Genomic DNA, 24,567 nt, shown 5'->3' on the forward strand with positions numbered 1-24,567 from the left:
GTCCGCAGAAGCGCGCCCGAGCTGCGGGCGCGAACCTAGTTCTGTGCCGGCTGTGGGTGGGCATGCGCATCGGCTTGCTTGGGGACATATAGCTCCACTTCCGGGAAGCAGTCGCGGTAATTTGCCTTGGCGAGCACGGCGTATTCGCGTGCTTGCCACATTCTCATGCATGCAACGAGGTTGTCCCTGTCTATTTCATCGGTGTTTTCGCAAATTTTTCCGGAAGGTGTTTGTATGGGTGTTTCCACGTGAAGAAAATCTGCGTTCGCATAGTCCTTGCTTTCCTGGAGCATCTGCCTGAGTGTTCCGATCTCACCCAGCGTCATTGGGCGATTCCTTTTTTCTGATGTCGGCCCGAAGGAGGGGTTGCCAGGTACGAATGGATTCTTGCCTTCATCGATCAGGGCCAGTGCAGCGCGCGCGCGGGTTTGGATGCTTTTCGTGCGTTGTGCCAGGGGCCCGTTGTCAGGTAGCTTGCTTGGGCCTGCGGCGTTAGTCGACGCGGAGGCGCCTGGCGCTGCTGGGCGTGCTTGATGCCGCATCGCCAGAGTTGCCGTTGCGCCGGTTGCCAGCGCTGGCCGGGCTGGAGCGCCGAATCCAACAGAATATGCTGTGTTATTTCTACGCCTCGCTGCCGCGGCGCGGTCGGCGTTAGGCTGTCGCAAATTGGCGAGCTGGGCCTCAAGACGTTGCGGCACCTTGATGTCGCAGTTGTCAGGCAACTGTTTAATCGATACAGGGAGGGCGTTCAGGTTGGTGCAGCCGCGCAGATTGAGACTCTCAAGTTTCCGCAGCTGCCCCAGTTCTTTCGGAAGCGCACGCAATTCCACGCAATTCTCCAAATTGAGATTCTTCAGCGCCGGCAAGTGGCAAAGTGTCCGCGGCAACCCTTCGATCGGGGTGTTTTCCAGATTGAGTTCCCGCAAATTCTGCATTTTCTCTATTCCGTCAGGGAGAGACAGCACGGGCGATTTGCTGAGATTCAATTGCCGGAGTTCGCGCATGAGCGTCACAGAGGACGGAAGAGACCTGACATTGCTACCGTGCAGGTTCAGGATTTTGAGTCTGGTCAGGCCGCACGTTCCACCGGAAGCGCGACGGCCAACCAAGTTATGGGGAAGCTCCCTGAGATTCTTGCTGTCTGTAACGGCGAGTGTCTGCAGCTGGGCAAGTTCGCCAAGCGACTCAGGCAGCGCCTTGAGCGGGTTGTTCGATAGCGTCAGTTCGCGAAGGTTGTGTAGTTTTCCGATGGAGTCCGGCAGCGATTGTAGTGCCGCGGCGTTGATCTCGATCTTGCTTAGGTGAGTGAATTGCGATACATCGCTGGGAAGGTGCGGGAGCGGAGTGTAATGAACTTTCAATGCGTCTTTGCCCGGCTCGGCCGCCGTTCTAAGCGCGTTTGCCGTTTCCTGCAGAAGCGTGGGCATGGAACTATGTTCATCGGCACCTTTGATGCGCGCGATCTCGATATCCCAATCTTTCTGCCACGAGGGGCAGGTTTGCTTGCACTCATCTAGCCATTGATTCAGCAGTGCCTGCAGTGCAGGTTTTTGTCTCTGCGCCAGCTGCGGAGAATCGTCAGCGTCGAAGTGGAATCGCCCACGTTCGGTGTCGTTCAGGCATGGTGGCGTCAAGCTGGCAGCACGCTCCAAGGCCGCCATCGCGGATATGGCGAGCGAGGGTTGGCTCCTGTCCATTTGCATCGACCTGTGCAGCATAGGCGCGCTGGAGGAGGAAGCGCCTGCCTGCGGCAGGTTGTGTTGCCTGCTCGGTGCGTGCAGGGGAAGGCCCGCGCGTTCCATTGCCGCACCGGTCGGATCGGACGCCTCTGCGGCAGGAGCTGCCAGCGTTCGCGTCGGCGTAGCGTGTCTGCGAGGATCGGTGCTGTTGGTTTGCCGACCTGATGAGGTGGCGATGGGATTCAAGGGTTTCATACGGTCTGCGGGTGCGCGTTTAGTCCCGTGCAGGCTGCGGATCGGCATTGGCATCCGTTTGCGTTTGCTCGGAGATATGAAGTTCCAATTCTGGGAAGCGGTTGCGAAAAGACGATTCGGAGATGGCGATCATCTCGCGTGATCGCCACATGTTCACGGCGCTGCTGAGGTTGATATTGGTTACCTTTTCATTTTCTCGGTAGTACGAGTCTTTGCCTTTTTCCATGACCTTTCCATTTTTTCCTTTGATTATATTTCTCAGCTCGCGATTGTTGCTTTCCTGGATCATCGTGGCGACTGCGGGGATCTCGCCCAGCTGCATTCGGTCGTCATTGGATTCTGATGGCGGATCGATGGGTGGGTTATCAGCCATGAATGGGTTTTTGTTATTGTCGATCAGGTACAATGCGGCGTATGCAAGATTTGTAATTTTTTTCCTTGAAGCTTCGTTGCTCGCGGCTTGTGGAGCCAGCGCTTGTGGCCGGCTTGGACCAGCGGCGCCCGTCGAGGAGGATGCGGCATACCGTGTCGTCGCCCTTGCTGCACGTCCCGCCTGCGGTCGCAACGGGTCGAGCTGATTCTGGAGATGTTGCGGAACCCTGATGGTGCAATTGCCAGGCAGTTCCCTGATCGATTGAGGAAGCGTGTCCAGATTGTTGCAGCCGCGCAGGTCGAGTTCCTCCAAATGCCGAAGCTGTCCCAAGTTTGACGGAAGCGCACGCAATTCCGCGCAATTCTTCAAATGCAACTTCTTCAGGCTCGGCAGCTCGCACACTTCCGGCTGCAGGACTTGGATCCGAGTCCTTTCCAGATTCAGTTCCTGCAATTTTCCCAGGTGCTTTATGCCGGGAGGCAGCATCCGCAAGCGGGTGCCTTTGAGGTCCAGTTGCTCAAGATGGGGCATATACGTTACGCAGTCGGGAACGCGCGTCAAGCGGCTCCCGCGCACGCTCAGGTTTTTGAGTCCGGTCAATCCTTGCGCTCCACCGCGGCCGACGTTCACCAGTAAGGATGGAAGCGTTTCGAACTGCTTGCAGTCTATGATTTCCAGCGACTGCAGTTGGCTAAGATTGCGAAGCGAATGAGGCAGATCCTTCACTGGGTTGTTGATGAGGGTCAGTTCACGAAGGTTGTGTATTTGTCCAATGGAGTCCGGTAGTGATTGTAGTCCGGTGCACCGAATGTCGATCTTGTTCAGGTGGGTGAAATGGGATAAATCGCTGGGTAAATGCGGGAGCGCACTATATTCGACCCGCAATGAATTGCTGCCTGGTCTTGCGGCCGCTTTGAGTATATGTTTCGTAGACTGCACAGCGGCGGCTGGATTTGTCTCAACTTCTCCTATACGCCGGATTGATTCTTGCCATTCTTGCGCCCATGAGTTCGTATTTTGTAGGCACTTGTTTTCCCATTCATCCAGATGTCGCTCGAGTTGCCGGTTTCGTCCCCGCATCAGTTGCGGAGAATCGCTAGCGTGGAGTTGGAGCCGCTCGCGTTCGACGGTGTTCAGGCGCGGTGGCGAGAGGTTGGCAGCAGGCTCGGAGGTCTCTGTCGCGGATGCAAAGCGCGGCACTGTGTCTCTGTCGATTTGCGTTGTCCTGCGCAGTGTTCTAGCGGGGCGCGGCCCGCTCGAGGACGAAGCGCCGGAGTGCGACGGGGACTGCTGCCGGCTCGGCGCATGCAGGGAAAGGCCGGCGAGTTCCATTGCCGCGCTGGCCGGAGTGGACGCATCCGGCGCAGGAGTCGCAGGTACCCGCGCCGGCGTTCCTTGGCTGCGAGGGTCGGCGTTGTTACGTTGCTCGTCGGAGGCGGCTCTGCTGCGAAGCATACGGCGAAACATATCGGCTGGAATCCCTGTGCTGGTGGATTGCGAGATCAGCGAAGATCATCCGGCTTCTGCGGGTCCTTGCCAAAGCCGAGGGACGAAGCGTCCATGCCTGAAACGAAATTTCCGCTCGTCGCGCGTGGCGTGCAGCGCCAGCCGGTCGTGGCATTCAGTGCGCCGAGGGCGTGGTCGCGCCGCGGCCAAGCCGCGCCGGGTTCAGCACCACGTGCTTGATGCGGATGCGCTTTCAGGTGTAGCTGATGTGTACCAGGCCATCGCCGGTCTGGATCACCACCGGATAGGAGAATTCGTCCTTGGCGCTGTCTTCCAGGGTCAGCACGCGGCCCAGTGGTTGCCGTCGGCGGACAGCGCCACCGCCAGGGTCCGCGGCCGCCGCACCAGTCCTTGCCGGCTTCGGTGGGGTTGTAGACCAGCAGCCAGCGGCCATTTCGTGTTCGACGCAGCGGAAGTGGCGGCGATGCGCCGCGACTTGGAGCAGTGCGTGCGGCTGGGTTGCGACGGGGCAGTGCTGGGCGTGCTGAATCCTGCCGGCGAGGTCGATATGGACACGATGCGGGTGCTGATCGCGGGCGCCCCGGCGACGGCGCTGGACGGCATCGGCACCATCGCCGCGCTGCTGCGCCAGGCCGACGGGAGCATTGGCGTGATGCCGGGGGCCGATGTGTCCGAGCAGAATGTGCGTGCCTTGCGGGTTGGTACCGGGGCGCGTAAGTTCCATGTCTCGGCGCGCAGTCCGGTGGTTGCGCAGGTGCATGCCCCGCATGCGTACATTCGCGATATGGGCGGCGATTATCAGCGGACCGACGTTGCGCACGTGTGCCGCATCGTGGCGGCGTTTGTTTAGGTGACCGGGGCCGCCTTCAGGCGGCCCAATCAAGGGGGGCGCGCAGCGCCCCCGCCAGCCGCTTTGAGCGGCCCGCACATCTAAAGCCCCAGGCTTTGCCGGGGGACATTTAACTACAGTACCTGCTGCTATGGATCGGTGTGCTCGCCCGTTTGTGTTTGCTCGGTGATATGAAGTTCCAACTCCGGGAAATGTGTGCGAAAAGATGGTTCGGCGATGATGATGTGCTCTCGTTCTCGCCACATGTTCAACGCTCTATTGAGATTGTCAAAATTTACGGCATCAGCTTTTTGGTCATATGCTCCCTTGTCTGTTGTCATGACCAATCCGCGTCTCCCTAATAGTATGGATCTTGTTTCGGGATTGTTGCTTTCCTCAACCAACGTCTGCATTCCCGGGATTTCACCTAATGTCATTCGGCGGCCGGTGTTTTCCAATTCCCGATCGAAGGGTGGGTTTCCCTTCATGAACGGGTTCTTGCCATCGTCGATCAGATCAAGTGCAGCGTATGCACGCTCGTTGATTTTTTTTCTTGCGATGGCCTTTTCCATCTCCTGTGGGGACTGTGTGCGGCTTGGACCAGCGGCGCTATTCGAAGAAGACGCGGCATATTGCGCTATCTCCCTGGCTCGACTTCCCGCTCCCGGTCGCAGCCTGTTGAGCTGATCCTCAAGATGCCGTGGGACTCTGATGTTACAATTGCCAGGCAGTTGTCTTATTGATTCAGGAAGCGCGGTCAGATTGTCGCAGCCGCGCAGGTTGAGTTCCTCAAGTTCCTGAAGCTGTCCCAGGTTTTGCGGAAGCGCACGCAATTGCGTGCAGTTCGCCAACGCAAGCTTTTTGAGGCGCCGCAACTCGCAAACTGTCGGTTGCAGCTCCCGGATATTGGCCCTTTCCAGATTCAGTTCCTGCAATTTTTTCAGGTTGTTTATGTCACGAGGAAGCGCCATCAAAGGCGATCCTCCGAGATCCAATCGCTCAAGTTTGTACATCTGCGTCACACAGTCGGGAACGTGCCTCAAGCCGCTCCCGTGCAAGCTCAGATTTCTGAGTCTGGTCAATCCGTGCAATCCACTGGAATCGATGCTTATCAGTGAGGTGGGGAGCCGTTCGAGCCGCTTGCATCCGACGATTTCCAGCGATTGCAGTCGGCTAAGATCGCGAAGCGACTCAGGCAGCTTCGTCACTGGGCTATTGATGAGTTTCAGTTCTCGAAGGTTGCGCATTGCTCCAATGGATTCCGGCAGCGATTGGAGTCCAGCGGATCTAATGTCGATCTTCTTCAGGTGGGTGAAATGAGATATATCGCTCGGAAAATGCGGAAGCGCACTAAAGTGGATTTTCAATGAATTACTGCGTGGCCTGGCCGCTGTTTTGAGTGCGGTTGCCGTAGCCTGCAGAGACTCGGGTGGATCCTTTGGAACACCATTGATATTCCTGGTGGCATCTTCCCAATCTTGCCTCCATGAGGTGGAACTTTCCAGGCACGTATGTACCCATTGCTCCAGCTGTACATTGAGTAAGCGGTTTGCCACCGGATGCGAAGAATCGCCAGCGTTGACATGGAATCGCCCGCGTTCGATGTCTCTCAGGCTCGGCTGGGAGGGGGCGGCAGCGGACTGAGAGTCTGCCATCGCGGGTGGGAGGCGCACCGTTAGGTTCCTGTCGATGTGGGCCGTCATCCTGGTCAGCGCTCTACCGGTGCCCGACGCGGCCGAGGACGAAGCGCCGGAGTGCGGCTGGCTCTGCTGACGGTTCGGCGCATGCGGGGATAGGCCCGCGTGTTGCATCGCTGCCGCTGCCCCAGGATCGGACGTCGCTTCGGCAGGAGGTGCCGGCGTGCGGGTCGGCGTAGACGATCCGCGGGTATCGGCACTGCTGCCTTCTCTGTCCGTGTGCGCGCTGTTGCGATTGATGCGCTGCATGGGCGGTTCTCACCGTGCGGCATTGCGTGATGATCGAACATCATCCGGCATCGGCGCGGCGTGTTCACGCCTCAGGGCGAATTGTTCGTGCTGTGGGCGAAATGTCTGTTCGCCGACAGTGCGGGCAGCGTCATGCTGTGGCGATATGCAGCGCAGGGCGTGCGTGCTTGCGCCATGCCGTATCCAGCCCAAAGAGCCTGATCCCAAGCGCGACACCCGATCAAGCTACATGCATAGCCGTGCCAACACTGTGGATGCTTCAGCCATGTGCGGCCTGGTAGGCGCAGTTCGCCGGTTACGCATTTGATCCGCCAATTGCACGATCGCGTAATGATGTGGTCTCAACCGACTTGCCGGCCTGCGTGACCGAGACCCAGCTAGAACCGGTCCCCGGTTCCAACATGATTGCGAATGTGACGAAGATGAAGACCTCCCTTGGGCGCTCTCAAACCGGCCCCATTCAACATGCTCAAGAGATTGCTCAAGAGCATTCGCCTGCCGGCCTTTCAGCGCCTCATAGCGACGCGCGGTTTCAGGAGGGTTTGCCTCCAGCACCAGCGCGGCCGCGGCGCACGACTCAACCTGTAGCAGGCGTATCCACGCCAGAACGCGGATCAGGCGCCAGCCAGTTCAGTCCAGGACCCGCGGTTTTCGCACCTGCTGACACCCCTCGCCAACTCATGGCACGTGCGCAGAAAATCATCGATCGCAATGCGCGGCTGATTCGTACTGCCCCATCGGAAGATGCCAAATTGAGCGCCATTGCGCGCTGCTGCCAGGGCTTGAAGGGGGCGCATCTTTTCGACGACGGAAATGCGCGCACGAGAGGTATGCTTGTCGTGAACAAGCTATTGCTCGAGAACGATCTACGCCCTGCGTTGATGGAAGACCCGAACCGTTTCGATGGCTTCTCGATAGATGAACTGATCGCGGAAATCAAGCAATGCCAAGCGACATTCGCGCACTATTCGGCACAGTAAATACATTCCTTCAATTGGCGCCTGGCAGGCTGCTGAAGAACCGCATCCTCGCTAGACTTTGGAGGCGAGGATGCGTCCATTCGCCGCGCGGACGCGATGTGTTCATGCAGCAGTTGTTCACGGTGAAGCGGCTCGAGGATGTCGTGCAGGCCGATCATCCACTGCGTCCGATGATTCGGCTGATGGTCAATGAAGCGTTGTTCCTGTTGGACGGACTGTTCGCCGGCATTTGCGCCTCCAGCGCCAAGGGCGGCCGCCGCAGCGTTGCACCGGAGAAGTGGCTGCGGGCGATGCTGCTGCGGGGCCTTCATGGTCGAGGCGAACCGTTTGCTCGTCGCGCGTGGCCTGCAGCGCCAGCCGGTCGTGGCATTCAGTGCGCCGAGGGCGTGGTCGCGCCGCGGCCAAGCCGCGCCGGGTTCAGCACCACGTGCTTGATGCGGATGCGCTTCCAGGTGTAGCTGATGTGTACCAGGCCATCGCCGGTCTGGATCACCGCCGGATAGGAGAATTCGTCCTTGGCGCTGTCTTCCAGGGTCAGCACGCGGACCCAGTGGTTGCCGTCGGCGGACAGCGCCACCGCCAGGGTGCCGCGGCCATCCCACCAGTCCTTGCCGGCTTCGGTGGGGTTGTAGACCAGCAGCGAGCGGCCGTCGGCCAGCACTACCGCGTCGGTGCCGGAATTGGGGTTGGCCAGGTCGAGCAGGGTCATCGGCCCCCAGCTGCGGCCGTGGTCGTGCGACCAGGTGCTGAACACGTGGTTCTGCTGGCTGCGGCCGATCGCCTGCACGCTGCCGTCTGTGTGCACCAGCACGCTGGGCTGGATCGCGCCGATCCGCGCCGGGTCGTTCAGTGCCGGGCCACGGGTCCAGTGCGCGCCGTTGTCGTCGGACTGTTCCATATGTGCGACCCAACCGGCGTCCTCGCTGCTGCCGGGGCTGAGGATGCGGCCGTCGGCCAGTTGTACCGGCTTGTTCTTGATCGGGCCGAGGATGCCGTGGGGCAAGCGCTCGGGCGCGGACCAGTGCACGCCGCCATCGCGGGAGGTGGTTTGCATGCCCCACCAGCGCTTTGGGTCCGGGCCGACCTTGTAGAACAGCCGCAGTGGCCCCTTTGCTGGCTGGAACAGCACCGGATTCCAGGCCGGCAACCGCGCGCCCTGCGGCTGCTTGCCGTCGGCGACACGTTGCGCCGGTTGCCAGCCCTGCGCGCTGCGCCGCGCAACCCAGATGCCGACATCGTCGGCACCCTCGTGGCGCCCGCCGAACCAGGCGGCCAGCAGGCCGCCACGGGTTTCCAGCAGGGTCGAGGCGTGGCATTGCGCGGTCGGCGCGTCGGCGTTGACGAATTCGCTGTAGACGATCGGCGACGGCAAGCCTGCTGCCGGCATGGCTGGCGCAGATGCAGGGGCGGCGATCGCGCGCACGGCGAACAGCGACAGCAGGGGGAGCAGTGAGGGGCGCATCATGGTGGTCCGGTCCTGTGCCGGTTCGGAAGATACCTATCTATCATCAATTAAATACCACATGCCGGCTGTGCCAGAGCAAACGGCTGTCCTCGACGACTGCAAGGCCCGGCGATGCCGAAACGCCCGCGCGCTCCGATCCGCTGGCTGGCCGCTCTCGGCCCGACTGCGCTGGCCGCACCGCACGCGCTGGCGGAAAGCCTCTACAGCATGCAACCGTCACCGCAGCAGACCGCCTGGCAGGAAGTGGAATTCGGCGTGATCGTGCACTTCGGCACCCATACCTAGCTGGACCGCGGGTGGGGCGAGGGCACCGCCAGCCCGAAGCTGTTCGATTCCGACCGGGTGGACCCCGCGCGGTGGGCGCTGGCCTCCAGGGCCGCCTGCGCCAAGTCTCTGATCCTGTTCGCCAAGTGCTATGGCGCTTTCGCGCTGTACCCGAGCGCCGAGCGCGCGCATTCGGTGAACACCAGCCCATGGCTGGGCGGCAAGGGCGACCTGGTGAAGATGACCAGCGAAGCGGTGCGCAAGAAAGGCTATGGGCTGGGCTTCTCGCTGTCGCCGTGGGATCGCCACGAACCCAGGTATGCCGATGCCAAGGCTTACGACACGTATTACGCCGCGCAGTTGGTGGAACTGGCCATCGCATGATGGCCCGCTGACCGAGTGCTGGCTTGACGGCGCGGCGGCGACGACCACCTCTACAACTTCGACAGGTACATGGAAGAGTTGCGGATCTATCAGGCCAACGCAATGGTGTTTGCCGATACCGCGCTGTTCGAACACGGCGACGTGCGCTGGGTCGCCAATGAAGCCGGAGCAACCGAGGGCGAAAACGGGAACGTCATCGATCGCCATGCCCACCTGTGCTGGCGCCCGGTGGAAGTGGACACGACCCTGCACAATCTGCAGCGATTCTGGCGCCCGACCAGCGACCTGGCCTTGAAGAGCGTCGATGAGCTGGTGCAGATATGGGAGACAGCATCGGTTGCGGCGGCCAAGTGGCATGGCCGCCTGCGCCCGCGGTAGTGCGCAGGCGCGGCCCTGTGTGCGGCGGACGCTACGGTACGATGCGCCGCACTTCAGCATGCGCTCGGCAAGGCCGTGCCGGGTAGCGCCAATAGAGGCGATCACGGCAGATATCCGCTGCAAGCAGACAGTGCCGCTCGCCTTGAGGTTGCGACATTCTTTCCGGGGCCGAACGCATGCTGCTTGAACGCCCTATCCCCGCCAGGCCAGCACCGTTAGCCTGTTACTTGGGAACGAACACATCGCTGTTGGTCAACATGTGGTCCCATGAATACTGGGAAGCGGTGCGCGCCAGGTGCCAGACCGTGGTGATGGTCGGCACGCCGCCGGACGCATCGCAGGTGCCGGTCCAGGCAGTCAAGCTGCCGTAGCTGCCCCACTGCACCGAAAAGGTGATTGCCGGCAGTTTGCTTGGCGCCGTGGAGCCGGCGACCGGGCTGGCAAACCAGCCGATCAGCGGATAGACCGAGCCGGTGGTGCCGGACGGCGAGACGTAAGTGCCCGAGAGCTGACCGGAGGGCTGCACCGCCGTGATCGTGAGTGTCGAACCCAGTTGGTTCTCCCACGCGCCCACCGGGTTGGTGCAGGTCGGCGCAGCCTGGGCCAGCGAGACGCACCCACCAAGCAGCGCAGCGCAGGCAATATATCGACGCATGTGTATGCGCATTATCATTTCCCCTTGTGATGAATTCAAAGAAAGACTCTGTTACAGGGCCGAATCAACGAATGAATCGTAACGAGTGAATACGCATGGCTGCGGCGGCATTTTGGTTCAAAAGGCGCCATATTTTTGGCAGACAATTTTATTGGTCTACCTTATCTTTCGAATAAATAGTCGTGCGTCGTCGGTTGCATGTCAATGCTCGGAAAGGCATTTGTCTACCTGGCAATCCAATGCTGTCGCCAAGTTGGATGCAGTTCCGGCATCGCGCATTCTGATGAGAAACTAGACGAAAAATGCTCGATTCAGCTGGAGATTGATTCGGCGCTCTACACGCATTCAGTCTGCGCATCCAAAGTGGCAATCAGCTGCTGGGCGCGCCGATCGCCTGGGCAACCCGGTGCGGCAGGACGGGCCGGCATGTCTCGATCACGCATTCGGTAGGCTGGCAGCAGAGTCAGGCCATCGTGGATGCGGCGGGTGCGGCTGAACGTGCGCCGTCAACGCCGCCTGCGGCCTGATCCTTTCGCACGCCTATGCCGCGCCTGCCCGCTGCTTCGCCGCGCGGGTGTACACGGGCATACGCCTGGCACCGTCGCAGCGGCGGCCAGGCGGGTGAGCTTCTTCATGGCGTGTGCACGGCGGCGCTTGTCGCAGGGGCTCCACGCATGCGGCCATCGGGCCGCGCGTGCCCGCCCTGCAGGTGCCCGTTACGCAGAGGACGATGCAGCGGCATGGGAGTCAGGCGGCGGGTTCCTTTTAAGTTGAAGCAATGCTTCAACCAGCTTGTCTGCATCGGTGCCAGCATTGCGTACGCAACTCAAAAGATTCGGATCCAATGTGGACTTGTCTAGCATTGCCATATTCCTCAGATCCATAGCAATCGCAAGTCTCTCTGCGTCGCTCATCGGATGGGGATTGTTTTCTTCATCAGGCACCGTGACCAGTTGCGTAGCTCTATGCACGCACTCTTCGCTTGTTCCCAACGCTTCCGCCCTACCTTCTACCGTCGTAGGGCCACGCCCATAATAGGACGCCGTGCGTTCGATTGCCTTCATTGCCCCGGTCGTGGCGATCCCGGCCAATGTTGCGATTCCGCTGTATTTAGCCAGGTGGTCGTACTCATTCATAAAGCCGAAGGCCCCCATGACGAGGGGGGGCACCGAAGAAACTCCAACGACAGCCGCGGTGGCGCCAGCGACGCATGCTATCCGCTGGCCGGTTGACATGGTCGGCTCCCTGAGAGGCGCGGGTTGTACCGGCCGCTGTGGCAGGCCTTGCAACCGCGCATCGACTTGGGCGGCGGCGTGTTGCGGCGAAGGGACGTCATTGCGCGCGGTTTGCGCTGGACCCATTTCCAAATCCATCTCTCCCGTTCTCGCTCTGGGCGATACGGGTGACAATGCGGCAGGATGCATGGAACACCTCGTAAACAGTGGTCGGTATGCCAGTATTTCGGCCGAACCTCACGCTCGTTCGCCGTTGCACGAAAATTCCGTTCCTTTGGCGAAACAGTTGAACCGCCCCGAGTGCCGACGAGGCGCCCGTGTTCGAGGCGATGGCGCCATCTGAGGAAGTGGCCGACGCTACCCTCCAGCGGCCATGGAGCGGACGGTGCGCAGCATGTTCGTGGCCAATAAAGTGGGTAGCGGAGATAGTTAATTCAAGGGGATACTTGCTCTGGCCCGGTTGTTTCAATATCCATCAGCGTCAGTCTCCGCCCCTCCAGCAGTGCTTTGACTGACCGTAAAGGCGCGCTCGCGCAGCGCGTGCATCCGAGAAAGTGAGTGCCGCAGGCACTTCTGTCATACTTGGCTGGCGCGCATGGTCGTCAGTCCTTCTTTGGCTTCGTCGCCTCGAAGGCATACGCCATGCGCGCACTTGTTTTCACCCAGATCGATGCAAACTATTGATCTGGCTTGCGGAAATGTGGGGAAACCTCAGAACCTGATCCTCTTGTCCGCTGTTATCCCCGACTGGCTCATTGCGTGGTCTGCCTGAAGCCGGCGGCGATGGGCATGGTGATATTTAATGCCCTGGTCTGGTCGGCTTCGTTTACATCGCCACACGGGTTGTCATTGCACAGCGTGATGCGCGGATTGGCAAAGTAGGGGACACTCACTTGATCGTCGGCGGTATACGCCATGATCGTATTGAAACTGCCCTCGTCCAACGTCTGCCGCCACCCGTAAGCATACGTAAACGCACCAGGGCCGGGGGTGTCGGCTTTGTCGTGGGCCAGTCCCAGGTTGTGGCCAATCTCATGGGCGAGAGTATTGTCCTCGCAGTGACCGGTGTCTTCTTCGTCGGAACCGTCGCCGCTTGTCGCGTAGCCCAAGCCGGACATGTTGACGCTATACGATTGAAGGCCGTAGCCGTTCAGCCATGCCATGCCGCAACCGGCTTGCTCTTTCCGGTACGGGCGTAGCAAGGCGACAAGATCGGCACCCAGGGTTTCACGCGTGCTGTGCAGTGCTGCCAAAGGGGACGCACCGGAAGCGTCGGTGATCTCCTTAAGCGCAGCGTCATCGGTGTTGAAATCCGTGTAATTGACCTGCTGCGTACCTACAAGGCGCAGTCTTCCATACACTTGGCTATCCGAATACGCCTGGTTGGTGAAGGCGACCAAATAATTGATGCGGGTGTTTACGGCATCCACCGATCCTAGTTGGCTGACCAGGCCAGGGGTATAACCGACGAGCAAATCGACTACCGGGGGAGTCGTCGCGCGGGCAGCCTGCTTTGCTAGCGCCAGACTATGTTGTACATCGTGCTCGCTGACCGGTTGCTTGGGGGGAATCAGGTAATCAGATTCGATGGTCCTGCCGTTGCTGTTCAGGCGGTCACGGACGATGTTGCTTGGCAAGCGCTCGGCGACATACAGCTTGCCGGCCTGGGTGACGATACGAACCGACGTGTTATTGCCGACCGGAATGGACCCGAAGACTGCGTTGCGGCCGAAGGTGATCACGACGCGTTGCTTATCGGTGGCGATTGTGCCGACAAAGGTCCAATTTTGGTTGTCCTGGGTGCTTTGCGAGACCGTTTTAGCGTAGACGCGTCGTCCGTCAGGCAGCGGCAACCAAAGCCCACCTGCCGCTGCATCCGCGTAGGCTTGCGACTCGTCGATCGTGATTGGCGTAAGCCGTTGCGTTGACGTGATCCTGGTTTTCTGCTGGTTCGAAAACGATATCCATTGCTCAGCGGCCAATGCCATGGATGTGGTGGTGCAGCTCATGCCCAGAAACATCGTCACTGCTAGAAAACGTCTGTTCATCAAATTTTCTCTTATGGGGGTAAACCAACACGATGAGGTGAAACGAAAACGCGCCACGTCGCCAGCATGTTCGTAGCGCAACGGCGCGGCAGGGCCACAGTGCGCTAATGGTGTGATGCTGCGCAAGAGACGGTCGTGCAAGTTCGAGGCGTCTCTGGAGAGCGTGGTGTGTATTGTGACGCGTCATGCATGCCTTTGAGTCGTATGTCACACGTGCTTTCATGCCTGTGGATACTCGGGCGTATGTGCGAAAGTTGCGCTATGTCACGTATGGATTCAAATCAACGTTACTGACATGGGGTTGAATGCGGCTCAGTAGCCTGCGGAGCAGAATCTGGTGCAGACCGAGCAAAATATGGTGGGCCACGTGCGTCAGCAGCAGGCTCGAGAAAAAGCGGTGCCAGGCAGATGCTTGTAAATTGAAAAAGGGTAGCGCAGCGACAACGAGGTTGGAGGAAATATGCGCTTGCACCCGAGTTTTCCTCTGGCCCCGCTGTTTGAAGGTTTCCGGCCATGAGGTTTCCCCGCCTACCGGGCGGTCATGTCCTTGAGCGTTTGCGCGCCCACCTGGTCCAGGATGCCGCGCGCCGCGCGGGCGGCGGTGTAGATGGCCTCTCCCAGCGCGGGGAGCGTGCGGGGATCCAGATAGGGCGCCGTGCCGGCGGCGAGGATGTCGCCATGCGCGGCGATGGTACGGATCAGGCCGTCGAGCGCATCGGCTTGGTCGAGCGTGATGCCGAAGACACAGCGGTTGCACGCCATCTCAGCGATCCTCCGGGATGGGGTGGGCGATGGCCGCGTCAGTCGTCGCGGGCCACGCTCACCACCAGTTCGCCGTCGCGCACCTGCACGCGCAGCGTCTGGCCGATGGCGAAGCCCAGCTGTTCCAGCCAACGGCCGCGGAAACGCAGCATCGGCACATGCTGGTGGCTGGCGGGGTAGTAGCCATAGCCCACCGTGCACTGCGTGGGCACGCGCGGGCGGCGCGGCGCGCGTGGCGGGCGGGCCAGCTCGGCGGCGATGGCGGCGGCCGCCGCTTCCACCGGCATCATCGGCGTGAGCGGTGGCTCGATGTACCGCAGGGACCAGGCCCGCGTGGGCTCGGGCGGGGGACTGGGTTGCGGCTGGCGCGTTGCACGTTTGCGGGCAGCCGTGGGGCGGGCAGGGGCGGGACGGGATGACGGTTGACGCATGGCACAGCCTCCTTGTGAGACAGGAACCCGCGCCGAACGGCGACGGGATGTCGGGAGGCTAGAAACCGCAGAGAGCCGGCGGGCGTATTCCCCTTGCGGGTGTTGTATTAGCCGCCCTCCCGACGCAGGCATCGCATCGGCTTGTCCCTGCGAAATGCAGGCACAAAAAACCCACCGGTTTGACGGAGGTGGGTACCGCTCTCTGAGGAGTTTCTAGGCTCCTTGGAAGGGATGTTGCTACTGGTTTTTGGGGATGTCAACTGGTTTTGGCGGTAAAGCGAAGGTGAGCTTTAAGCGAAGCTGACCCCATTATTGCCGGAGCAAATTGAGGCGCCATCGACGTGGCGCATGGCGCGCCAATCATCTTCCTGCGAGTGTTGGGTCTTTAGTCCAGATGTGGATTTCGTCGATTTCTTGGTGTTGTCTACAAGATGCACCGCGTATCAGACTTTCCATACCCGTCACATGGGGATATTCCGAACAGCCGTGGTGCCTGAACTCATATACTTGGTGCATCTCACTAGGAGCATGCTTCCATGCCAGGACCAATTCGGCTAAACGACCCAACCACGAGTTGTGGTTCAGTTGTCTCAAGCAAGTTGGGAGCCTTCGCGACGATCGATGGCAAGCCGATCATTGTTCGCGGCGACATGGCGGCGTGCCCGCTGCATAACGGCGTGTTCCCATTTGTTGAGGCAGACGACAGCACTACCTTTGAAGGGTTTGGCGTCGTGTTGGAGGGACACAAGTTAGCTTGTGGCTGCTCAGCTATCTCTACTGTTTCGCTCGCTTTTGACGTAACCCCTACTTCCCTGCAAAGCCTGGGCAGCAGCTCCAGGGCGAAAGAGAAGCTTAAGAACGCGGGTTCTATCGGCGCGGACCTGGCTGCCGAGTGTGTAAAAGATAGCGGCCCGTTCAGTGGCCGCTTTCGCTTATTGGACGAATCCACGGGGCAGCCAGTTGTGGAGCGCAGCATCGTTTTGGAGACAGCCAGCGGCAGGCGTATCGAGTGCGTAACTGATGATGATGGCTATACCCCATGGATTGAAAGTGAAGAAGAGGAAGGCATGTCGATGCGGCTTAACAAGGAAGATACTGCGTGAGCGACCGCATTACTCCGCCTACAGCGTCCGGGGCGACCAGCGGAAGCGGAAACACGGTAAGCGCATACTTGCGGCGGCCCTCGCCAAAAGATATGGCCTTCCTTTGTCCGATAGTTTGCTCCTGCAACAGGACACCCGGAATCGGAACAGACGGTCGATCGCTCAAACAGCAGTGTGTCACCCTAAAAATTAGGGCGGCAAGGAACGCCGATTTGATGTTGGAGTATCATCCCGAGGTGAACTACGACATGACGCAAGAGCCTCCTGAGCCAATCATGGACAAGAATGTTGCTACGAAAGCCCATGATTGGCTGAGCGGTTGGATCGCAAAACATTGGGGTGATCCGGAAAGGAATCGTCCCCAGCCATTCGAGCCGAAAAAGGGCTACATTCGCCGGCCTGATATTGTGGTGACTAAAGATATGTTTGGTCCGCCTGTCCAGTCAAACATCCAGGATGTCATTGAAATAAAGTTTCCTGGCGATAGGGTTCGAGAGGGGCAAATGGAGGACTACGCATTGATTGCTGGTAAGGAGCCGTGCTTCCTTACGCCAGATGATTGTGCGTGTGACCGACCAAGCCCGGAAGGGAAAACCGTCGAGGATTTAGTAAACGATCTTGGCCCCGCTGCAACACTCATAGCATGGATCGCTTGGCTTGCGTCCAGAGGGCGCGGGCGCCCCCCAACAACAGCTCCTGCCTGGTAGAGATTATGAAAGATATTGAATGGGAAAAGTTTCTTTCAGATAACGAAGGTCTTCTTTTAATTCCAGGAGCTATTTACAAGAGTTACGGGCCAAAGGATTACATCGGGGCAGCTTTGGCAGTCAGCGGGACGCTCTACTTTAAAGGGGCGCATACGCCTGCCGGCCGGGCTGCAGTTCTTGAATGCTTTGCTGCTTATAAGAAGATCGCAGATGCTCACTTGCAGTGGTTTATCTACGACGGCGCTCCTCCCGTTGAGTATGCGGCAGCGAAGAATCTAGCCGAGATACTCAAGTCTGCGAAAGAAGAAGCGCCGATTTTTTCGTATACGTCTGGTAAAGACCATAGGGACGCTGGACCTTACGAGTTTCATCTTTTTAGTCGTCAGGGATGGCATGTGGACATGGGGCGTGGATTGAACGGCCTCCGTTTCGCTCTGCCGCTTCTGCTTGTTGAGACCAACCCGACCGCATTCATCAGCCTTTTCGTCAGCTTCGCGAAGCTGCTTCAAGCCGAAAGCGGGCATGGCGGGTATGGACTGGTCCTCTCGAAGGAGGAAGAATTTGAAAATCAGCCGACCGAGGCAGTTGTTGCGGAGCAACTGCTAGGAATGGATGTCGGCAGCGTCCGCGTTTCTTCTCGGTACGCTGCCGGCGGGCTAAAGACCGTCTCCTGGCTCACTGCCGTCAACAAGTCGATGCTAGCGCAGCTTGACGGGAAAGACGGCCTATATGCCTTGCAGGGCGAACTGCCTTCCCCTTGGTACGCCTACTACGATTACGGAAACGGTGTAGTGATACAGGCAGGGCCACAACCCGAGGCGTGTTCTGTTAGTGATGATCCGCGCCCAGCGCGGTACGTCCTCGTGAACATGCTTCTAAAGCAGTTCCGATCCAAGAAAGTGCGGGATTTTCATGGGGAACCGAGGACGGGCGAACCTTATCTTGGCTTAGCGTCCACCGCAGCCTGGATGCAGCGCTTTGATGTGCCGGAAGACGAGTTGTTGTACTACAAGAAAAAGCTACTGCAAGAGCCAAAATTGCAGGACGGCAGCTATTTGCCTGATGGCCGAATCTCTGCGTAGTAAAGGGCAATCAGCTCAGCGGCGATGTCGTCTCGCGGCCCTGCTTCTATAGGGGGCGGTCTCGAAAACGGGGCCCGAAAACGGGGCCGGAGGAAATATGCGTTTAAATTAGATATTTCCTCTGGCCCCTTTGTGTAGATATTTCCTCTGGCCCCGTTGTGTACCCCTTTTTTTAAATTGGCCACGCTACGAGAACGCTTGCGAAACCTCCCATGCCGGATCAAATACAGAGCTCTTAATGCGGCGTGTTGCGCCTGCATCGAATAAGGCGGCATTCATTTCGCCAGAAAAATGCCAGCTGGTTTTATCCATATTGGCAGAGCCTAAGATAACTAGTGCGTTATCAATTGACATGAATTTCGCGTGACTGGCTCCATTCCCATTCGTATTTCCATGTGGTACTGGTTTTTCTGGGTTCATTGGATTCTTGAAGTAGCGGACATCTAGGAATTCTTTATTTTTCACGAGAGCTGCTAGCTTTGAGATGGCTTTATCGTTAGTTCCTCCCGCTATCACGTTGTCTACGCGTTCATCATTGAAGCCTTTCGATACGAGGATCTGTACCTTGACACCCCGGTTAGCTGCTTGTGCCAATGCTTCAATTGCCGAAGGTGCGTTAAAATTCGGTGTCATTACTTGAATCGACTCTTGCGCAGTCCCGATAGCGGCGAGAAACGCCTTGTCTTGCGGATTTCTATTATTTTGATTGAGAATATTCCAGTCTGGGCGCCGTGTGAGTAAGGCTATTTTTAGCCCTTTGCCAGCTGCGCCAGTGGTGGATTCAGCTGAGAAGCCAAGTTCTTTCGACAATGGCGTTGTTTCTTGATCCGGATTTTCTGCGTTATTCCAAGCTGAAACGAAGTCGTCACGCAATCCCAGCGCAACCCTTCCCGACATACTAATGCCAAAGTCATAGGCGGGAGTCTCGCCATGATTGCGCGACTGAACATTTGCACCAGTCATTGCTGCCTTGCAGCCATCGACAATAACACTTTTGGCATGAATTGAATTGGAGGAGTAGTGTTGATGCACCCTGACCTGAAAATCGACATCCTTGGTCAAGGGGGCGTATTTATGATCTTGGCTTTTCTTGTAATTTCCTACCAAAGCTTCTGCGTGAGATGGCCAGCGCTTAGGTGCGCTTCTGTTCTTATTTGCCGATGTCAAACGCATGAACTTCTGCGCTAAACCTGTTCCTTCATTGATCAGCAGCCGAACGCGTATTGGTTCATGTGGTCCGGTAGAAGAACTTTCTCGCTCTTTAGCAGAGTGCGCTGCATCTAGTAGCGCATCCAGGATCATCTTGGCGCCGGGAGAGCTTGGATCCCAAGCAAACGTCCGAATGACTACCTCCTTCTTGGCCGCCCTTACCATCTCTGCCTGTTTGGCGAAGATTGCATCTCCACAGATGTCGACACTTTCTAGAATATTTCCTTCGGAAACCATTAGTTCTGGCCTCACAGTGCCACAAGATGCATGAGCGAGCGAAGCTTTAAGTACGGCCGTCTCGATTCGCTGCGAACTAGAAATGGCAGGCAGTCGAATATCGGTTTTTCCGAAATTCGCTGTGGTTGTGTGAAGAGGATCACTGCTCGTCTTCGCGCCTGCATTTGCCTTCTTGCGCGATAAAGGCTTCAAGCAGTCGAGTAGTGAGGATGATTGAATCTGCGGCTGCGGTGCATGCTCGCCTGCCATTTCTTTGCTGCGCTCTACTTGCGTAGTGTCGCTGGCAACCCCACTATTTTTTTGAGAATAATTTCCATGTATTTCAGTCTTAATGACACCACCTCATCTGATTTTCTATTGTCAACAACCTACCTTTTGCGTGGATGGCGCCAACAATAAATGGCGAAATTTTCGTCGCTTATGCGAAATGAGTAGGAAATATAGCTGTGCCAATTATCCATGGTGACCAGGATTGATGTCGGAGTGAATAGGGCGCGCCAGTGGCTGTACTGAAAAATGAAAATTCTTGCCTTCAAATCACGTATTGTTCTTGAAGCTGCCGTTCCGCAGCTGCGCCCGGATAGGCTAGACGCTAGCGTCGGTGGAAACTGCCACAAGTCAAAGCCGCTCGACGATCATCGGCGGCCCGGGGCGTTGACGTACTGCTGTGCCATCCGAATGCAGCGGATAGTGCGGCACGCTCGGTGGCTCAGCCGCCCGGCGCACTCCAAACCTGCCCCTTCACCCCACGCACACTCGCCTCCGCCGCGCTATCCAGATCGAACACGATCACGCTGTTCTCGCCTTTGCGCTGCATCGGCGCCGGGAAATACAGCGCCCGCTGCGGCCCGATGTTCCAATGCCGCCCCAGGTTGTGGCCGTTGGCCCAGGCGACGCCTTTGCCGAAGGCCTGCATGTCCAGGAAGGTGTCGGTGGGCGTGCCGATCTTGATGGTGCCGCGGTGGAAGGCGGGGCCGTCGATCTTGGCGGTGGTCCAGCCGGTGAGCTTGCTCGGGTCGTCCATCGGCAGGGAGAAGGTCTGCCAGCCGGTCAGCGGCTTGCCGTCGAGCAGCACGGGATCGACCAGGCCGGCGCGGCCGTCGGGCAGGTGGGTGCCGTAGTTGATGCGGCCGCCGTTTTCCACCAGCACGTCCACGGTGTGGGGGCCGGCGGGGATGTCCACGTCCACGGCCACTTGCTGCAGGCGGCGCTCGGCGCTGCCGGCCAGGCTGCGATCGACGTAGACGCGGGCGTAGTCGCGCACGTCGCCCAGGTACAGGCTGCCCTTGCGCGGGCCGGTGACGGTGGTGCGGTAGAGGATGTAGCCGTAGGCCTGGCCGTAGCGCTCCATCGGTTGCGGGGTGTCGGTGGTGGCGGACGGCGCGGGCAGGTTGTCCCAGAGCGAGGCCGATTCGCGCAGCGGGGTGGCCGGTAGTTCGGCGAAGCGGATGGGCTTGGGCAGGGCGGGCGGTTGTACGCCGGTGACGCGGGTGATGGCGTCGCGGAACAGGGCGAATTTGGGGGTGGGGCGGCCGGCTTCGTCGAGCACGGCGTCGTAGTCGTAGCTGGTGGTCTGCGGGGCGTAGTGGTCGCTGGCGTTCTTCTGGAAGTTGGCGCCGTTCATGAAGCCGAAGCTGGTGCCGCCGACGAACATGTAGATGTTCGCCGAATGGCCCTGGCGCAGGATCCATTCGAATTCGCTGGCTTGTTTTTTGGCGTCGGTGTTGGCGTGTTTGTCGCCCCACTGGTCGAACCAGCCGGCCCAGTATTCGCCCACCATCTGCGGTTGGCCGGGGCGGAACTTGGCCAGGCTCTGGAATGCTTTTTCGGCGTCGCCGGGGCCGAAGTTCACCACGGCCAGGGTGTCGGGCAGGGTGCCGTTGGCCAGCACGTCGGCGCCGTCGGCGGTGAACAGCAGGGCCTTGTCGAAGCCGGCCTTGACGAACATGGCGCGGTTGGCCTGCATGTAGACGTGGTCGTTGTCGTAGGAGCCGTATTCGTTCTCGACCTGCACGGCGATGACGGGGCCGCCGTTGCGGTTGAGCTTGGGCTTCACCTGCGCGGCGACGGCGTCGAGGTAGGCCTGGCTGGCGGCGAGGAAGCGCGGGTCCTGGCTGCGCACGCGCAGGCCCGGTTCGGCGAACAGCCAGGCGGGGTAGCCGCCGGCTTCCCATTCGGCGCAGACGTAGGGGCCGGGGCGCAGGATGACGTTGAGGCCCTGGGCGGCGGCGGCGTCGATGAAGGCGGCCAGGTCGTTGTTGCCGCTGAAGTCGAACTGGCCCTGGCGCGGTTCGACCAGGTTCCAGAACACGTAGGTCTCCACGGTGTTCAGGCCCATGGCGCGCGCTTTCTGCAGGCGGTCTTTCCAGTAGGCGCGCGGGATGCGCTGGAAGTGGATGGCGCCGGAGATGATCTGGTAGGGCTTGCCGTCGCGGGTGAAGTGGTCGCCCTGGATGGCGACGGCGGGCCAGGAGGTGGCTGCGTGCGTCGGCTGTGCGGATGCCGGGAGGGAGAGCAGGAGCGAGAGGGCAAGGGCGGACAGGGAGCTACGCAGCATGTGGTGGTCTCTGGCGGGTGTGAGGTCGGATTTTTTGCAGGGCGTGGGGCGGATCAAACGAACGAGGGCGGCAGGTCTTCCTTGGCTGCGCCGAAGGCGGGATTCGGCTTCGGGCCCATCTCCAGTTCCAGGGTGCCGCCGGCGGCGAGGTCGGCGTGGCGCAGCCAGCTGCGGGTGTAGGGCTTGCCGTTCCAGCGGGCGCGCTGGATGTAGACGTTGGCGGCGCTGTTGCCGTGGGCGACGATGCTCAGAGTGCGGCCGTGGCCGACATCGACGTCGGCGCGCTTGAACAGCGGGCTGCCGAGCACGTAGGTGGCGCTGACCGGGTCCACGGCGTAGAAGCCCAGGGCGCTGAGCACGAACCAGGCGCTCATCTGCCCGCAGTCCTCGTTGCCGGACAGGCCGTTGCGCGCGTCGTGGTATTGCTCGCGCAGCAGCCGCCGCACCATGGCCTGGGTCTTGTAGGGCTGGCCGGCGTAGGCGAACAGGTAGGCGACGTGGTGGCTGGGTTCGTTGCCGTGCGCATACTGGCCGACCATGCCGTCGATGTCCGGCGGGGTGCCGGCCGGCAGGTCGGAGCTGGTGGCGAACAGTTCGTCGAGTTTGGCGAGGAAGCCGTCGCGGCCGCCGAACAGGTCCATGTAGCCGTACAGGTCGTGCTGGTTGAGGAAGGTGGCCTGCCAGGCGTTGGATTCGGTGAAGTCGTGCCATTTCGCCATATGGCCCATCGCGCGTGGGTTGAACGGGGCGACCCAGTCGCCGTTGCTCAGCCGCGGTTGCATGAAGCCGCTGGCGCGGTTGAACACGTTGCGGTAGTTGCGCGAGCGTTCGCGCAAGGCGCGCGCCTCTTGGGTGGCGCCGGCGGCTTGCGCCAGGTGCGCCACGGCCCAGTCGTCGTAGGCGTATTCGAGGGTGCGGCTGACTGCTTCGTCTACCGTGTCGCTGGGGATGTAGCCGCGCTTGCGGTACTCGTCCAGGCCGTGGGTGGTGTCGTCCATGGCGCGCTTGCGGTAGGCCGGCCAAGCGGCGGCGTAGTCGATGCCGGTGAAGCCCTTGGCGTGCGCTTCGGCCAGTACCACGGCGGAGTGGTAGCCGATCATGCAGCCGGTTTCCACGCCTTGCAGCGGCCAGATGCCGACGCCGTCCGGGCATTCGTTGGCGCCGCGCACCAGGCATTGCGCCAGGTCGGGCACGCGCTCGGGCTGTACCAGGGTCAGCAAGGGATGCAGCGCGCGGTAGGTGTCCCACAGCGAGTAGGTGCTGTAGTTGTGGTAGCCGGCGGGCGCCTGGTGCACCTGCAGGTCCATGCCGCGGTAGCGGCCGTCGGTGTCGCTGAACAGGGTGGGCGCGAGCAGGCTGTGGTACAGGCCGGTGTAGAAGATGCGGCGTTGCGCGTCGTCGTCGCTGTCGATGCGCACGCGCGCCAGTTCTTTCTCCCACGCGGCCACCGCGGCGGCGTGCACGCGCGCGAAATCGAAGTCGGGCAGTTCGGCGTCGAGGTTGGCCAGGGCGTTTTCGGCGCTGACCGCGGAGATGCCGACCTTGACCAGCAGTGGCGCGTCGGCCGCATCGGGATAGTGCAGCGCCACCTTCAGGTGGGTGCCGTCGGCCTGGCGCGCGCCGGCCGCCAGCGGCTGGTCTTCGGAATACAGCTGGGCCGTGGCGAACGGCCGCGACAGACGCATGGCGAAGTAGAGGTAGCGGCCCTTCGCCCACTGATACACGCGGCGCCCGCCGGTGAGGGTGCGCGCATCGACGATGCGTAGTTGCGCGTCGCTGACCCGGGTTGCGACTCCCGGTTTGTCCTGTATGCCGTGGCACAGGTCCAGCAGCAGATGCGCCGGCTTGCCCTTGGGGAAGTGATAGCGGTGCAGGCCGGCGCGCGCGGTGGCGGTCAGTTCGGCGTGCACACCGCTGTCCTTCAGGCGCACGCGGTAGTAGCCGGGCGAGGCGGCTTCGTCGGCGTGGTCGTAGCGCGAGCGGTAGCCGGCGTCCGGATTTTCCAGCGTGCCGGGCGCCAGCTTCACCTCGCCAGTGGCGGGGACGACCAGGAAATCCAGCATGTCGCCGATGCCGGTGCCGGACAGGTGGGTGTGCGAGAAGCCCATGATCGAGCCGTCGGATTCGTGGTAGCCGGAGCACGCATCCCACACGGCGTTGTAGGTGTCCGGGCTCAGCTGCACCATGCCGAACGGCAGGGTGGCGCCGGGGAAGGTGTGGCCATGGCCGCCGGTGCCGATGAACACGTCGACGTGGCGGGTGAATTCGGCCTTGGCGCGCGCGTCGGCGGGCAGCGCGTCGCTGCCGGCGCGCGCTTGCGCCAGGCGGGCGATGCCGCTGCTGCCGAACAGGGCCAGGGCGATGGCGCCCTGCAGGAAACCGCGTCGTGTGGCCATGGTGCTGTCCTTGGGTGTGCAGCGCAGAGGGGATGGTGTTTGTGTAGGAGCGGCTTCAGCCGCGACCTTGGGGTTTACCGGTAAGACCCGGTCGCGGCTGAAGCCGCTCTTACAGGGGGGAGTGG

19 protein-coding genes and 3 pseudogenes are annotated in these 24,567 nt (G+C 60.3%); 9 read left to right on the plus strand and 13 right to left on the minus strand.

Annotation, left to right across the window (positions count from 1 at the left end; translation table 11 throughout):
- Positions 1–35: 35 nt before the first annotated feature.
- The 3 genes and pseudogenes from E4A48_RS02715 to E4A48_RS20840 form a co-directional block, all read right to left on the minus strand.
- The gene (locus E4A48_RS02715) at positions 36–1,934 is read right to left on the minus strand and encodes a leucine-rich repeat domain-containing protein (RefSeq protein ID WP_185910704.1); all 1,899 of its coding nucleotides are present in this window, start codon (positions 1,932–1,934) and stop codon (positions 36–38) included.
- A 19-nt stretch (positions 1,935–1,953) separates the two neighbouring features.
- Positions 1,954–3,639: a type III secretion system leucine-rich repeat domain-containing effector XopL gene (xopL, locus tag E4A48_RS02720; RefSeq protein ID WP_185910705.1), complete on the minus strand. Its 1,686-nt coding sequence runs from the start codon at positions 3,637–3,639 to the stop codon at positions 1,954–1,956.
- A 289-nt stretch (positions 3,640–3,928) separates the two neighbouring features.
- Positions 3,929–4,208: pseudogene (locus tag E4A48_RS20840) on the minus strand (exo-alpha-sialidase); the annotation flags it as partial.
- Here E4A48_RS20840 and E4A48_RS02725 point away from each other — a divergent pair.
- Positions 4,202–4,624 (plus strand): annotated as a pseudogene (locus tag E4A48_RS02725) (copper homeostasis protein CutC); the annotation flags it as partial. The pseudogenes E4A48_RS20840 and E4A48_RS02725 overlap by 7 nt on opposite strands.
- A gap of 128 nt (positions 4,625–4,752) precedes the next feature.
- Here the strand turns inward: E4A48_RS02725 and xopL (E4A48_RS02730) are convergent.
- A complete protein-coding gene (xopL, locus tag E4A48_RS02730; protein WP_142741856.1) occupies positions 4,753–6,549 on the minus strand; it encodes a type III secretion system leucine-rich repeat domain-containing effector XopL in 1,797 nt (598 codons plus the stop codon).
- Positions 6,550–6,911: 362 nt separating this feature from the next.
- Here xopL (E4A48_RS02730) and E4A48_RS02735 point away from each other — a divergent pair, with 362 nt between their 5' ends.
- On the plus strand, positions 6,912–7,529 hold the full coding sequence (locus E4A48_RS02735; protein ID WP_230812437.1) for a hypothetical protein: 618 nt from the start codon (positions 6,912–6,914) through the stop codon (positions 7,527–7,529).
- Positions 7,530–7,633: 104 nt separating this feature from the next.
- Positions 7,634–7,831 (plus strand): annotated as a pseudogene (locus tag E4A48_RS20845) (IS5/IS1182 family transposase); the annotation flags it as partial.
- A gap of 68 nt (positions 7,832–7,899) precedes the next feature.
- On the opposite strand, the gene E4A48_RS02745 reads toward E4A48_RS20845, so the two are convergent.
- Entirely contained in the window at positions 7,900–8,994 is a 1,095-nt protein-coding gene (locus tag E4A48_RS02745) for a sialidase family protein (protein ID WP_039005587.1), read from the minus strand.
- Positions 8,995–9,105: 111 nt separating this feature from the next.
- On the opposite strand from E4A48_RS02745, the gene E4A48_RS20850 reads away from it, so the two are divergent.
- The 3 genes from E4A48_RS20850 to E4A48_RS20860 all read left to right on the plus strand — a co-directional run bounded on the left by E4A48_RS20850 (position 9,106) and on the right by E4A48_RS20860 (position 10,020).
- Positions 9,106–9,279: a hypothetical protein gene (locus E4A48_RS20850; protein ID WP_230812435.1), complete on the plus strand. Its 174-nt coding sequence runs from the start codon at positions 9,106–9,108 to the stop codon at positions 9,277–9,279.
- Between the two features lie 57 nt (positions 9,280–9,336).
- Positions 9,337–9,642: an alpha-L-fucosidase gene (locus E4A48_RS20855; RefSeq protein WP_260608048.1), complete on the plus strand. Its 306-nt coding sequence runs from the start codon at positions 9,337–9,339 to the stop codon at positions 9,640–9,642.
- 69 nt (positions 9,643–9,711) lie between these two features.
- Positions 9,712–10,020, plus strand: a complete 309-nt coding sequence (locus E4A48_RS20860) for a hypothetical protein (protein ID WP_052234978.1) — start codon at positions 9,712–9,714, stop codon at positions 10,018–10,020.
- A gap of 223 nt (positions 10,021–10,243) precedes the next feature.
- Here the strand turns inward: E4A48_RS20860 and E4A48_RS02755 are convergent, their stop codons facing one another.
- The 5 genes from E4A48_RS02755 to E4A48_RS21540 form a co-directional block, all read right to left on the minus strand.
- Positions 10,244–10,687 carry an avidin/streptavidin family protein gene (locus E4A48_RS02755; protein WP_409975459.1) on the minus strand — a complete coding sequence of 148 codons (444 nt, stop codon included), beginning with the start codon at positions 10,685–10,687 and terminating at the stop codon, positions 10,244–10,246.
- Between the two features lie 704 nt (positions 10,688–11,391).
- Complete coding sequence (gene xopAV / locus E4A48_RS02760; protein WP_142741858.1) at positions 11,392–12,099, minus strand: type III secretion system effector XopAV; 708 nt, start codon at positions 12,097–12,099, stop codon at positions 11,392–11,394.
- A gap of 563 nt (positions 12,100–12,662) precedes the next feature.
- On the minus strand, positions 12,663–14,099 hold the full coding sequence (locus E4A48_RS02765; protein ID WP_260608050.1) for a reprolysin-like metallopeptidase: 1,437 nt from the start codon (positions 14,097–14,099) through the stop codon (positions 12,663–12,665).
- Positions 14,100–14,486: 387 nt separating this feature from the next.
- Positions 14,487–14,720 (minus strand): hypothetical protein, encoded by a 234-nt coding sequence (locus tag E4A48_RS02770; protein ID WP_142741859.1) that lies wholly within the window; start codon positions 14,718–14,720, stop codon positions 14,487–14,489.
- Between the two features lie 38 nt (positions 14,721–14,758).
- A complete protein-coding gene (locus E4A48_RS21540) occupies positions 14,759–15,010 on the minus strand; it encodes a SymE family type I addiction module toxin (protein ID WP_142741860.1) in 252 nt (83 codons plus the stop codon).
- A 677-nt stretch (positions 15,011–15,687) separates the two neighbouring features.
- Between E4A48_RS21540 and E4A48_RS02785 the strand changes: the two genes are divergently transcribed.
- The 3 genes from E4A48_RS02785 (at position 15,688) to E4A48_RS02795 (ending at position 18,043) form a co-directional block, all read left to right on the plus strand.
- Entirely contained in the window at positions 15,688–16,254 is a 567-nt protein-coding gene (locus E4A48_RS02785) for a PAAR domain-containing protein (RefSeq protein WP_081044719.1), read from the plus strand.
- Between the two features lie 215 nt (positions 16,255–16,469).
- On the plus strand, positions 16,470–16,961 hold the full coding sequence (locus E4A48_RS02790; RefSeq protein WP_160292279.1) for a VRR-NUC domain-containing protein: 492 nt from the start codon (positions 16,470–16,472) through the stop codon (positions 16,959–16,961).
- A 5-nt stretch (positions 16,962–16,966) separates the two neighbouring features.
- Positions 16,967–18,043: a type VI immunity family protein gene (locus tag E4A48_RS02795; protein ID WP_039008862.1), complete on the plus strand. Its 1,077-nt coding sequence runs from the start codon at positions 16,967–16,969 to the stop codon at positions 18,041–18,043.
- Positions 18,044–18,229: 186 nt separating this feature from the next.
- Here the strand turns inward: E4A48_RS02795 and E4A48_RS02800 are convergent, their stop codons facing one another.
- The 3 genes from E4A48_RS02800 to E4A48_RS02810 all read right to left on the minus strand — a co-directional run bounded on the left by E4A48_RS02800 (position 18,230) and on the right by E4A48_RS02810 (position 24,442).
- Positions 18,230–19,738 (minus strand): phospholipase D-like domain-containing protein, encoded by a 1,509-nt coding sequence (locus E4A48_RS02800; protein WP_142741861.1) that lies wholly within the window; start codon positions 19,736–19,738, stop codon positions 18,230–18,232.
- 460 nt (positions 19,739–20,198) lie between these two features.
- Positions 20,199–22,046: a glycoside hydrolase family 35 protein gene (locus E4A48_RS02805; RefSeq protein ID WP_142741862.1), complete on the minus strand. Its 1,848-nt coding sequence runs from the start codon at positions 22,044–22,046 to the stop codon at positions 20,199–20,201.
- Positions 22,047–22,099: 53 nt separating this feature from the next.
- Positions 22,100–24,442: a GH92 family glycosyl hydrolase gene (locus E4A48_RS02810; protein WP_142741863.1), complete on the minus strand. Its 2,343-nt coding sequence runs from the start codon at positions 24,440–24,442 to the stop codon at positions 22,100–22,102.
- Positions 24,443–24,567: the final 125 nt, after the last annotated feature.

Origin of the sequence: Xanthomonas translucens pv. cerealis (assembly GCF_006838285.1) — a bacterium.
GTDB classification, from domain to species: domain Bacteria; phylum Pseudomonadota; class Gammaproteobacteria; order Xanthomonadales; family Xanthomonadaceae; genus Xanthomonas_A; species Xanthomonas_A cerealis.